8 protein-coding genes are annotated in these 12,769 nt (G+C 42.0%); 5 read left to right on the top strand and 3 right to left on the bottom strand.

Annotation, left to right across the window (positions count from 1 at the left end; translation table 11 throughout):
- Positions 1-52 precede the first annotated feature (52 nt).
- The gene (locus V7K46_RS20360) at positions 53-1,285 is read right to left on the bottom strand and encodes a hypothetical protein (RefSeq protein WP_335116227.1); all 1,233 of its coding nucleotides are present in this window, start codon (positions 1,283-1,285) and stop codon (positions 53-55) included.
- A gap of 733 nt (positions 1,286-2,018) precedes the next feature.
- On the opposite strand from V7K46_RS20360, the gene V7K46_RS20355 reads away from it, so the two are divergent.
- The 4 genes from V7K46_RS20355 to V7K46_RS20340 all read left to right on the top strand — a co-directional run bounded on the left by V7K46_RS20355 (position 2,019) and on the right by V7K46_RS20340 (position 7,029).
- A complete protein-coding gene (locus V7K46_RS20355; RefSeq protein ID WP_335116225.1) occupies positions 2,019-3,275 on the top strand; it encodes a FecR family protein in 1,257 nt (418 codons plus the stop codon).
- 324 nt (positions 3,276-3,599) lie between these two features.
- Positions 3,600-4,976: a glutathione-disulfide reductase gene (gene gor, locus V7K46_RS20350; RefSeq protein ID WP_335116223.1), complete on the top strand. Its 1,377-nt coding sequence runs from the start codon at positions 3,600-3,602 to the stop codon at positions 4,974-4,976.
- Between the two features lie 97 nt (positions 4,977-5,073).
- A complete protein-coding gene (locus V7K46_RS20345; protein WP_335116221.1) occupies positions 5,074-5,709 on the top strand; it encodes a YqiA/YcfP family alpha/beta fold hydrolase in 636 nt (211 codons plus the stop codon).
- A gap of 168 nt (positions 5,710-5,877) precedes the next feature.
- Positions 5,878-7,029 (top strand): histidinol-phosphate transaminase, encoded by a 1,152-nt coding sequence (locus tag V7K46_RS20340; protein WP_335116219.1) that lies wholly within the window; start codon positions 5,878-5,880, stop codon positions 7,027-7,029.
- An 8-nt stretch (positions 7,030-7,037) separates the two neighbouring features.
- Here V7K46_RS20340 and V7K46_RS20335 read toward each other — a convergent pair whose 3' ends face one another.
- Positions 7,038-7,592 (bottom strand): hypothetical protein, encoded by a 555-nt coding sequence (locus V7K46_RS20335; protein WP_335116217.1) that lies wholly within the window; start codon positions 7,590-7,592, stop codon positions 7,038-7,040.
- 628 nt (positions 7,593-8,220) lie between these two features.
- Positions 8,221-8,868 (bottom strand): GNAT family N-acetyltransferase, encoded by a 648-nt coding sequence (locus V7K46_RS20330; protein WP_335116215.1) that lies wholly within the window; start codon positions 8,866-8,868, stop codon positions 8,221-8,223.
- 1,018 nt (positions 8,869-9,886) lie between these two features.
- Here V7K46_RS20330 and V7K46_RS20325 point away from each other — a divergent pair.
- On the top strand, positions 9,887-12,754 hold the full coding sequence (locus V7K46_RS20325) for a response regulator (RefSeq protein ID WP_335116213.1): 2,868 nt from the start codon (positions 9,887-9,889) through the stop codon (positions 12,752-12,754).
- Positions 12,755-12,769: the final 15 nt, after the last annotated feature.

Below are 12,769 nucleotides of genomic sequence, written 5' to 3'. Positions count from 1 at the left end.
TTATCATGCACGCTATGGAGGGGGATGATTATCATTATTTAAAAAATCTTGTCTATTGATTTTTTTGGGATAATTTATTCTTTGTCAGTCCCTTAGTGGTATAAGATATTCGATAATTTAAGTGCCCGAATAGTCGATGAAATTGGTCTTCTCGATCGCGCTGTGTAAAGTCGGAGAAGCTGGCTTGGTAGTCAATACCAACCTGGAGAGGCTTTTGCAAGTAATAGTTCAGAGAAATCCAAAAAGAATTGATTATCCGATCACGACTTAGGGGATCAGCAAAATTTACACTCAACTCGTAGAAGCTATCTAGCGTTAATTTTGGAGTTAAGGGATCTCGCCGTCCCAGAGACAGTTGCAGGGAATTCTCATTTAAAAAGCGATCGCCTGCTTTGAAGCTATCAAGGCTACGACTGTTATTGGCATAAAATAACTGTTGATTGTTGTAACTGACTTCTCCGTACATTCGCTGTGAGAACTGCTGGTAAATATTGAGATTAAATCTCACCTGGTTGTAATTGTATTGTGACTGATTGATATAACGAATGAGATTGCCATCAATTGAGCCGTTTAAATAAGTCTTAGATCCCAAAGGGAAATATGCAGAGGCTAGCGTCAGTCCAGAAATAATTAAACCATCTTCTATGGGACTATCATTTGAGGAAAAAATATTGCTCGTCTGGAAATAACCTACACGGCCTTGTAGATAGCCTATGGGTTTAAACTTAGGTACGGATCGTTCTGTCGGTGGGAGTGGCTGTTGTTCTAGAGGTCGTAACCGCACCCACAACCCCAATTCGCGATCATCGCTCTCAGACTCAAATGGCTGTTTTGGCGATCGCAGCAGCTGTATTAGCCTCTGTAGCCTTTGGGACTGATTTATTTGAGGTGCATTCAACAGTTGCTCTTTTGAGTCTAGAGGAGATGTAGGCAAAACACTTGGCTGTGATTCTAACTGGGGCGGGTCATTTTGCTTTTGAGTATCTCCAGGTTGTTCGGTTGCGGTTGGGGTTTGAGTAGTAGCTGGTGTTTGCTGTGCCACATTTAACGGCATCTGGGAGTCTAAACTTTGCGACTCACTGGACTGCTTGCACAAAAAGTTAATTACTTCTTGCTCTAACTTCTGACATAGCTGATAAGTTACCTGTGTGTTTGCTAAATTTTTAGAATGCCAAATATCTGTATTTGCAGATTCTGCCGCATCTACTTTAATGCAACACCAGCTTCCACCACTGGAAGCTAACAAAATACAAAAAAACAAATTCTTCCAGTTCTTGAGTCGCATCTGGTTAGATCGCGTTGATCGCGTTTGGCGAATATAGACCTATAAGCTGTATCGGAAGTTCCGACTCAAAAGATACAGCTATTGAGCGCATCTCTTTTCGTTTCGTAGGTATATACTGAAACTACAAACTAAAGTTGCTGCTTTTCGGATTTTTTCCCAGATTTTTTTGCAAAACAGAGATGCTCCAATCCAATTTCTGCTCAACTTTAGTGAAATACAGTCAGTGAGTCATTTGACAACATATCCCTAACAACTCCTTTTCCCATATAACTGATGATCCTGTGGCTGATCTGATTAGAAAGGATTATCTGTAAGGTACTCCTCATTTAATTGTTGATATTAAATAATAACTTTGAAATCTGCTACAGATTTTATTGCATAAGATGTCAGTTTCAAAAAAAAACTTAAATAAACTAAACACATAATTTATTTGCTATTGATTTGATGTATGTATTAAATGTAGGATAAAATGCAAATGAATTTACCTAAGAAAACTTATAACAATTAGCAGCAGCTTAGAGGATGTTTTAAAAGTATTTTTGGTAACATCAAAGCCTGCCAAACTTAACTCCTTAGCCCTCATTTCCTCATAGGTAAGGGGGGTTTCAAAGCCTCTCTTCCTATAGGGGAGAGGAATGGAAGTGGAGTTTATAGTATACTTTGCAACTTTTCAAACATCCTCTTAAACCTTTAACTTTTCTGTTATTAGTTGAAGTTCATAAATTATCAAATTATGTTTCATAAATCGTTTCCATTGTTAGTGATTGGTTTATGGGGAGTTATAGTACTGCCTTTGCAAAATCGGGTAAGTGCCATAACTCCTCTAACGCGAGCGGAGATTCAGAACCTCCGCAACTTGGTACTACTGATACCCAAAGATCGACTGAAGAAGCGTCCTGCACGCAAATTAGATGCAATGACTCCTGGGGATGGGTTGTCAACTGGTCGAGCTTCCCTAGCAGACTTGCGCTTTAACGACGGTTCTTTGGCACGAGTTGGCGAACAGGCTATATTTCAATTTTTACCAAAGACTCGCAGCTTTAGACTGTCAAACGGGACTGCGTTGCTGCTTATCCCACCTGGTAGGGGGCAAACACGTATACAAACGCCAAGTGCAGCAGCAGCAATTCGTGGTTCAGCATTATTTGTCCGCTACGACAAACAAACAGATACCACGATTGTGGGTGCACTGACAAATAGCGGCATTGAAGTTTCTAATCAGGAAGCTTCTCAAACTCAGGTGCTGCAAGCAGGACAGATGATGGTTATAGTTAAAGGCGAATTTCAGGGCTTATACGATTTTGATCTGAGAAATTTTTATCAAACGAGCGATCTGGTTCGGGGACTTAATTTGACTAGGCAAAATCCTACGCCTACGGCCGATCAGGCGATCGCTAGCGTTCAAGCTGAAACGGCTGCGGCTTTGAAAGCACAGTCGCCGATTACAGGTGAGGGAGTAGTTGAAAACCCATCTTTTGTAGAGCTAACTACTAGTCCTTCAACTTCTTCCACCAACGATTCCCCAATAAAGTCCATTGGAGATGATTCCCCATCAAATTCCTTTGAGGACATAAGACAAGTTCTGTCAAATACTGAGCAGGAGACTGAAAAAAATAACATTATCAAGACAGTAAATCCACCCGTTCGACCTCCAGTAAATCAACCAGTAAATCAACCAGTAAATCCACCAGTCCAACCTCCAGTAATTCCGCCAGTAAATCCACCAGTCCAACCTCCAGTAATTCCGCCAGTCGAGCCTCCAGTAAATCCGCCAGTAATTCCGCCAGTCGAGCCTCCAGTAAATCCACCAGTAATTCCGCCAGTCGAGCCTCCAGTAAATCCACCAGTCCAACCTCCAGTAATTCCTCCAGTCGAGCCTCCAGTAAATCCACCAGTCCAACCTCCAGTAATTCCGCCAGTCGAGCCTCCAGTAAATCCGCCAGTCCAACCTCCAGTAAATCCGCCAGTAAAACCTCCAGAAACTACCTGAAACTACACGCGTAGCGGCTTGCCGTAGGCTACCGCTCCAAGCGTAGAAGACACAGAGAGAAGAAAGAGAAGAAATAAATACTTAAACCAAAAGTATTAATTTATACTTAACGTAGATGAAATAACTATAACAACTGTTAACTACTACCTCTACAGCAACCAAAGCAAAAAGTGATATTCCCTACGACTAGAGAGCATCTGCTAACGCTAGATTAAATCAAGGACAGGACTTACACAGGGTTCACCGGATATCCTTATATAGTTCAATCAGATTCTGTGTCTAAGTTCCCAGGAACTAACTTGTTGCTAAAGAGAACATAAATTTATGACTTTTGATTACGACCTGTTTGTAATTGGTGCGGGTTCTGGAGGTTTGGCGGCTTCCAAACGGGCGGCTAGCTACGGGGCAAAAGTGGCGATCGCTGAAGATGATTTAGTTGGTGGGACTTGTGTAATTCGTGGTTGCGTTCCCAAAAAACTCATGGTCTATGGCTCTCACTTCCCTGGACTATTTAGTGACGCCGCAGGCTATGGCTGGAAAGTTGGTAATGCGGAGTTGGACTGGGAATATTTCATTACATCTATAGATAAGGAAGTTCGGCGACTGTCGCAACTACATATAAGCTTTTTAGAAAAAGCGGGAGTGGAACTAATTCCTAGTCGCGCCACGTTGGTAGACCCCCACACAGTAGAAATTGATGGACGCAAAGTTACAGCAGACAAAATTTTAATTGCTGTAGGTGGGCGTCCTGTCAAGCCAGATTTATCAGGGATGGAATACGGCATTACCTCTAATGAAATCTTTCATCTCAAAGAACAACCAAAACACATCGTTATTATTGGTGCTGGTTATATCGGCACGGAATTTGCCTGTATTATGCGAGGTTTGGGTTCTGAGGTGACACAAATTACTAGAGGTGAAAAGATTTTGAACGGGTTTGATGAGGATGTCCGCATAGAAATCGAAGAGGGGATGACAAACCACGGAATTCGGCTGATTAAGAATAATGTGGTAAAAACAATTGAAGGTATGCCAGAAGGGTTAAAACTGACTTTATCAGGGGATGATCAACAACCATTAATTGCCGATGTCTTTTTAGTAGCGACCGGTCGGATTCCTAATGTAGATGGATTAGGTTTAAAAAACGCTGGGGTTGATGTTGTCGCTAGTTCTATCGAAGGGCCTGGATACCCTACCACAAGTGCGATCGCAGTCAATGAATATAGTCAAACTAGTCAAGCGAATATATTTGCCGTTGGCGATGTCACCGACCGAATTAATTTAACTCCAGTGGCCATTGGCGAAGGTCGCGCCTTTGCAGATAGCGAATTTGGGAATAACCCCCGCCAATTAAGTCACCAAACTGTACCCACAGCAATATTTTCTAACCCAGAAGCCGCTACAGTCGGCTGGACAGAAGCCGAAGCACGGGAAAAACTCGGTGATGCTGTAACAATTTATCGCACTCGCTTCCGCCCCATGTACCATAGTTTAACTGGTAAGCAAGAGAAGACAATGATGAAGTTGGTGGTTGATAGCAAGACTGACAAAGTGCTGGGCGCTCACATGGTGGGTGAAAATGCTGCTGAAATCATTCAAGGTGTGGCGATCGCTGTGAAGATGGGCGCAACTAAAAAAGACTTTGACGCCACTGTTGGTATCCATCCCTCCGCAGCGGAAGAATTTGTCACAATGCGGTAATAAGAGTTAGGAGTTATGAGTTATGAGTTGAAGAAAGAAACTCATAACTTAAAACTTAAAATTCCTAACTTTTTCTCACTTCTAATTATCTACAGTCTTGCAATACATATATCTTCACGGCTTTGCTTCGAGTCCTAATTCTGCCAAAGCGCGGGATATCGGCGATCGCTTTGCCCAAATTCACACAAAGTTAAAAATTCCTGATTTGAATGCTGGCGATTTTTCGCAGTTGACAATCACTCGTCAGATCACTCAAGTTGCCGCAGAATTCAGCAATGATTCTACGCCAGTAACACTGATTGGCTCAAGTTTGGGTGGTTTGACCGCTGCCCACTTGGGACAGCAATATTTACAAGTAGAACGTCTTGTGCTGTTAGCACCAGCTTTTGGGTTTTTATCTCATTGGTTGCCCAAGCTAGGCGATGAAGAAGTACAGCGTTGGCAGCAAGAAAAATATATCATGGTCTACCACTATGGAAAGGGGCGAAAGCTTCCCTTAAGTTACGATTTCGTTACAGATGCTGCCCAATACCAAGAGGAGCTTTTACAACGTCCTATCCCCACCCTGATTTTGCATGGAAAAAAGGATGAAGTCATCCCCATCGAAGCTAGTCATGACTTTGCGCGTTTGCGTCCTTGGGTGGAGTTAGTCGAACTCGCCAGTGACCACGCCTTGGCTGATGTTATGGAAGAAATTTGGCAGGCAATTCGCCTCTTTTGCCAGTTACCTTAAAGTTGTAAAATATTAAACTCAGACCTAACGGAATATTTTTCAGTAAGTACAACTTAACTCGTAGCTCAAAGGAGCCTATATTCCCTCACTATCAAGGATAGTGAGGGGAAAATAAGTCTTTTGTAAACAGTATTGATTAAAATCTAAAATCTAAAATCCAAAATTGATATGCTTCCCTTCATCCGGTCAGATTTAGCCGAATTTACTGCGTATAAACCCCACCCAAGCAGCGATCCAGCCGATTCTGTCCCCATACAGTTTGATCGACTGGATACAAATGAAAGCCCCTATGATTTACCACCGGAGTTAAAAGAGAAGCTGGCCTGGACGTATCAGCAAGTAATTGAAACAAATCGTTATCCTGATGGTGGACATGAAACACTTAAGGATGCGATCGCCGAATACGTCAATGAATCAGCCGGTCTGTCGCTATCCAAATCCAATACTGCTGCCAATATTTCTGTGGGCAATGGTTCAGATGAACTAATCCGCTCTTTATTAATCGCCACCTGTCTAGGAGGAGAAGGTTCAATTCTAGTTGCCAATCCCACTTTCTCTATGTACGGAATTTTGGCACAAACTTTGGGCATTCCTGTAGTGGCGGTGGGTAGAAATGAAACAAATTTTGAAATTGATATAAGCGCCGCCCAGTCTGCGATCGAACAAACTCAAAATCCCCCTATTCGCGTAGTTTTTGTAGTGCATCCCAATTCACCAACTGCCAATAGTTTAACTACAGCAGAGTTGACATGGTTAAAAAGTCTGAGTGAGCATATTTTGGTAGTAATTGATGAAGCTTACTTTGAATTCAGCCAAACTACGCTAGTGGGTGAATTAGCACAGCATCCCAATTGGGTAATATTACGCACTTTTTCTAAAGCCTTTCGATTGGCTGCTCTCCGTGTTGGCTATTGCATCGCTCATCCGGAAGCGATCGCCATTTTAGAAAAAGTTCGCTTACCTTACAATCTGCCCAGCTTTTCCATAGCAGCAGCATTAGTTACTTTACAAAACCGCACACTTTTGCTGGAGTCAATTCCCCAAACCCTGAGTGAACGAGCCAAACTCATCGAAATTTTATCCCAGCAACCAGAACTACAAATTACCACAAGCGCTGCTAACTTTATTTACCTACGTCTTAAAGCAAATGGCTTTAATTCACAAGAGGCTGCGTTAAAAACTTTCCACCAGAAACTTAGAACACTCGGAACTCTTGTGCGACACATTAGCGGAGGATTGCGAATTACTGTAGGAACGATAGAGGAAAACGCGCGCACTGTTAATCGAGTCCAAGCTGCTTTGGCAAATTTGGAATTTTAGCAATTTACTTAGTAATTAAATCGGCTGTCCATCTCACTGCCCAAACGGCGTACCATTCCCACTGTTTGTGGCAGGACACCTACTAAAAGAGCAAAAGCAACATCTGGCAAAAGAGCCACTATTTCTGGTGGGAAGTATTGTTCAAATTGATCGAGAATTTTCTGAACTCGCTGCCCAGGCACTGGGTTTTCTGTAATTTGTTTGATCAATCGAATCCACTGTCGCCTAATCAAGTAAGCCTTCTGGCGCTCTTCATTAGATTCAGGAGTTAATAAAGACAGATTACCTATGGGCAGTGCTCTTTGGCAATCACAATCGTAATCCCCACCTACAGCAGCCCCAGGCCCAGCAAACTCTGCATGGTATCGTTTAAAGAGGATTAATCCATTTCGTCTACGACTATTGACGATGAAAACTTCTCCACTGTGTAAACGTGTAAGGATATCCGAGCCTTGCGATTGCTCAGTTCCATCTGGCATGACAACAGAGTCAAGGAAACTAGTTTCAGGGTAATAAGTTGATACCATAGAGGTTTGATAGCGTCGATGCTGTTCGCTATCCATGTTTTTTAGACTTTCAACGAATTTGGTAGTACTATGCACTTCAAAAGGGAACTAACTGTTATGTAAAATCAGACTTTTTAATTCTTTTATTATCAAGAATCTTTCGGTCAACTTAACTAAAATACTAATAAATAGGCATTGTTTAGTAATTGAGTGATTATATTTTATGAGATATAACTATATTTGTCTGTAAACTCTACGAGTGTTTTCTTAAAGTTTTTATAAAGATGAATATCTTAATTACAAAGTTATTATGAGGTATTGCTGATTTCCTCAGGGTAATTTTACCGCTATTTTCATTATAATTTATTTATCTATCTATCTATATAAAATAGTCAAAAATATTTTATTTTTTATTTAATGACAAATCAAAAAGGCCAACATTTAACATTTAATCATTTAAGTGGAGTTTTCCAAAGTTATACTTTTATTAAAATAACGAATGGAAAGATTCGTGAAAAGTCTAAATAAAATATCCTGACAAAAATTAACCAAACCTATACACATCTAGCTATTTAGCTAATATGGCTGAGTTTTGAATTAGGTTATTTTGTACTTTGAGCGTCTATATTGGTGATATATTTTATCCCAAGTAATTACAACATCAAAATTTATAGCCAAATAAAATTCAAATAGTGGAATCATCACTCAGATGCTTGTGTAATAACATCTGGCTTGAACGTCTTAGGAAAAATGTATTCCAATTCGATTCGACTTTATGCACCCGATATCCCAGCTTAAAATAAAGTTGTCTTGCTTGATGGTTATTTTCCAAAACGTGGAGATATAAGTCTTGAAATCCCCACTCGCGAGAGACTTTTTCACAGCTAGTCAGTAAGCCTGAAGCTACACCATGTCTACGGAATTTGGGGTGAACCGCTAAATTAGATAAGTAAGGAAAACCCATGCCGACCTGGCTCCACGAATCACTGTAACGTACACCCAGTTCCACACTTCCTACTAAGTTATTAGCCGCACCAGTAGTAGCTTCAAAGGCGACTAAACAAATATGACGCGGCAAAGGTGATGCCATGCGATGCCTTAAGTCTTCGTAAATACCCAGACGTAGCAATGGGAAAGCCCATCCCCACATACCCTGTTGGGAGTGAAAGCTTTCAGCAATAATTTGGGCAACACCGATCAAATCAGCAGGTATAGCTGTACGAATTTGAAATTGGCAGCAAGCTGGATTGATTGGCTGTTGCTGGTATGGATGAAAAAACCGATATTTCAAGGCTAGTTTAGGATTGATTTTATTTAACGAAAATTTTCTCAAATATCCTCAAACACCATTTAAACTGAATAAAAACTTTATATCTGCCCAGGAGATTAAACTGACCTAAGATTGCTAATTCGCTTTTGCTTGTGGAGCCGACAAAGTTTTACACTTTAGTTTAAGGCTTTATAGCCTGTATTTTTGAAAGAGTCTTAGAAGTTACAGCTTCATAAATCTACAATCTTAAGTTCAGTCGGTTCAAGTGCATCCCTTGCTTTAGGTAGGGAGAATATCAGCCTGTTTACCACAAAAACATCTGTAAAGTGGTAGAGGTTGAGGTGAATGGGCAGAGAAATAGCATAACCTGTCGGTAGGCAGCATTTACAAAATTGTTAAGTAAGTACACCAACGGCAAACTCTGGTTTAAAACCACCCTTGGTTGCAGTACTGAACTCATTTTTACAATTGCCGCTACACTAACACGACTTTGCTACTTGGTCATCGGAACAGGCTGTACAGTTATTGGAGTAAGAATCTGCAAGGTTCTCTAATTCCTAATATCCAATTTTTTAACCACTATCACTTGTCTTAATGATAGTTCTAATTGCTAAATTGGAAAGAGACATTTGTCTAATAGTATACTTTAGCTTTAAATCTTATTGTTTTAATTTTGCTGATTGTACCATGACTAGCATAAATAAAATTTACCTGCAAGTGTTAGTACAACTCCTGGGAAGGGAAAACTTAATATGCAGCTTCATCTGGATTTTTCAGCTAGCTATGAGTGCTGTATGTAGTATCAGAGATTGCTCACAGGAGGTAAAGGAAGATTTGGCAAGCAAGCATCGACTCTGTAACCCTAAAACTGACTATGAAAGCAATTACATTGCACCAAAGCAAACGGTAATCGCCATAAGCCATTGAGACAAATTACTGTGAGTAAACGCTCCTACACTCAGCAGTCATGTAGCCAAAGAGCTTTATTGGTCGAAATGCTCTGCTCTTACCTGACTCAGAAAAATCCTTACCTGATCAGCTTATTCTTTATCCGACTGCCGTTGCAGCAGGAAAGCGGTGCATGAAATCCCAAGCAAACAGTAAGCCTAAAATTTTGGTTGTCGATGATGAGCCAGACAACCTTGATTTGCTTTACCGCACTTTCTATCGCGACTATAAGGTGCTCAGGGCAGCCTCTGGTCCTGCGGCACTGGATCTGCTGGCTCAAGAGGGAGAAGTCGCAGTGATCATCTCCGATCAGCGGATGCCGATGATGAGCGGTACAGAATTTTTGAGCCTAACAGCAACTCAATATCCAGATATTATCCGGATTATTTTAACTGGCTACACTGATGTCGAAGACCTGGTGGAAGCAATCAACGCTGGTAAGGTATTTAAATATGTAACTAAACCGTGGGAAGCCGAGGAACTCAAAGCAGTGGTACGCCAAGCTTTGGATACCCACAATGTCCTAAAAGCCCGCACCCGCGAACTTACCCGCACACTCCGACAAGAATCGCTGCTAAATACCGTCACAAATACGATTCGCAGTGCTTTAGACTATCGCCAAATTTTACAGGCAATTGTAGATACAGTGGGCCATATGTTGGAGGTGGATGTCTGTCTGTTGCGTCCCTTCCAAGATGAGCAGTTGGCGGATAAAGGATTTATTTATCAGAAGGCTCTGGAAGAAAAAGAACACGGGGACACGGGGATATGGGGACACGGAGATCAGCAAATCAATTTTCCTCTTGTCCCCTCATCTCCCTCTCCTCCCATCCCTCCCTCCTCCCTGCTGGCTCAAACGGTGTGGGAAACCCGCGAAGTCCAGGTAATTCACGATGTGATCGATGATCAGCGCATTCACGGTAAAACTCCCGAACTGCGCCAACGTGGGGCAGCTTTTGCTGCTGCTAACATTTGTTCTAGTTTAGTTGTGCCATTGATCTGCCAACAAGCTGAACGCTTACTAGAATTAGACAAACAAAAAACCGAATTTTTCCAAAATATCTCCCATGAGTTTCGCACACCGATCACCTTGATTCAAGGACCTTTAGAGTCGGCAGTGACGGCTGGTGAGGGATTATCTTACTCCCAATGTGCGATCGCGCTGCGTAACTCCCGTCGCCTGCTACGACTGGTAAATCAACTGCTGGATTTACAACGCCTGGATGCGGGGAGAATGCAGCCTAGTTTCCGCCCTTGCGATCTAGTCGAATTTGTCAGCCAAATTGTTGAATCTTTTCGTCCCTACTGTGAGAAAAAGGGACTGCATCTAGTCACTCAGTTAGATGAATGTTCTACGGTGTACTTAGATATGGAAAAATTTGACAAGGTGGTTTACAACCTGCTGTCAAATGCCATGAAGTTTACTCCTGAAGGTGGCACGATCAGCATCAGACTAAAATCTGAAAATGACCGTTGCATACTGCAAGTACAAGACACTGGTATTGGCATTGTTAAAGAACAAATTCCTCACCTATTTGAGCGCTTCCGCCAAGCTGAAGGTTCAGCAAACCGCTCCTATGAAGGCAGTGGTTTGGGTTTAGCTTTAGTTAAAGAATTGGTAGAATTACATGGTGGTCAAGTCACTGTGGAATCAGTTTATGGCGAAGGCACTACCTTTAGTTTATGGCTTGTTACTGGAAACACTCATTTACCCGCACTACAAGTACTAGAAACGCCTACCGAACTGAACACGAGCCGCGCTAGCGTAGAATTGGCTGATTTAGAACTGGTAGACTCAACAACAGACAATATTGAAGATATTACAAGAAACTTCTCGCCCAGTATTGATACTCAAGACTCAGCACTTAAGACTCAGCAACGCCAGACCGATCAACAAGGGGAACCCCTGCACACGGCTGGCTCCTCAATTTTAGTTGTAGATGATAACCCGGATTTGCGAACCTATGTATCTGAAATTTTCCGCCGCAATGGCTATCATGTACAGACAGCTCGTAATGGTTATGAAGGTTATGGGATAGCTAAGGAAATTATACCCAGCTTGATTGTCACTGACTTAATGATGCCCTTGGTGAGCGGACTTGAGATGATTCAGATGATCCGCCATGAGGAGAAGCTGAAAGGAACACCAATCATTCTGCTGACAGCGAAAGTTGATGAGGAAACCCGCATCGAAGGTACAGAACATGGGGCGGATGCTTATTTAGCAAAACCATTCAATGATCGGGAACTTTTGGCGGAAGTTCGGAATCTTTTAGGATTGAAAGAAAATGAACGACGAATCGTGGAGTTAAATACTTATCTAACAGAATCGGTGCTAAAGCGCTTTTTGCCGGCTGTATTGGTGCAAAAAGCCGCAACCGGAGATTTAACGTTAGATTTGCGCCCAGAACCACGCTTAATTACAGTTTTGTTTAGTGACATTGTGGGTTTTACACAGCTAGCAAATACCCTCAGATCCCGGCGAGTAGCAGAGTTGCTAAATGAATATTTAGAAGCCATGACTAAGGTTGTGTTTGGCAATGGCGGTACTGTAGATAAATTTATGGGAGATGCTATCTTAGCTTTATACGGAGCGCCGGAAGAACTAACTCCTAATGAACAGGTGCGTCGTGCCATCAATACAGCAAGAGCAATGCACCGCTCACTGGCTGACTTGAACCAGCGCTGGCGAGACCAAGGTGTATTTGATGGCGATAAACTTACTAACGTTCAGTTCCGGTGCGGTATCCATCAAGGTACAGCTGTTGTGGGAATGTTTGGTAGTGCTGAACGTGCTGATTATACAGCCATTGGTCCAAGTGTGAATATTGCTGCAAGGTTACAAGCTGCTGCCCTTCCCGGTACGATCCTGGTTTCTGCTGCCGTGGCAGATTATTTGCAGGAAGAAGAAATTACTAAAGGTAGTCCGCTAGAACTTAAAGGAGTAGATGAAACAGTTTTGACTTTCGCTGTTACACCAGAAGTAATGGTTAATCGCTAAAATTTAGACTGGTAT

The sequence above is a fragment of the Nostoc sp. genome (assembly GCF_036917395.1).
Lineage (GTDB): Bacteria > Cyanobacteriota > Cyanobacteriia > Cyanobacteriales > Nostocaceae > Nostoc.
Note: the sequence above shows the minus strand (reverse complement) of the source record. Positions and strands in the feature narration are given on the sequence as shown.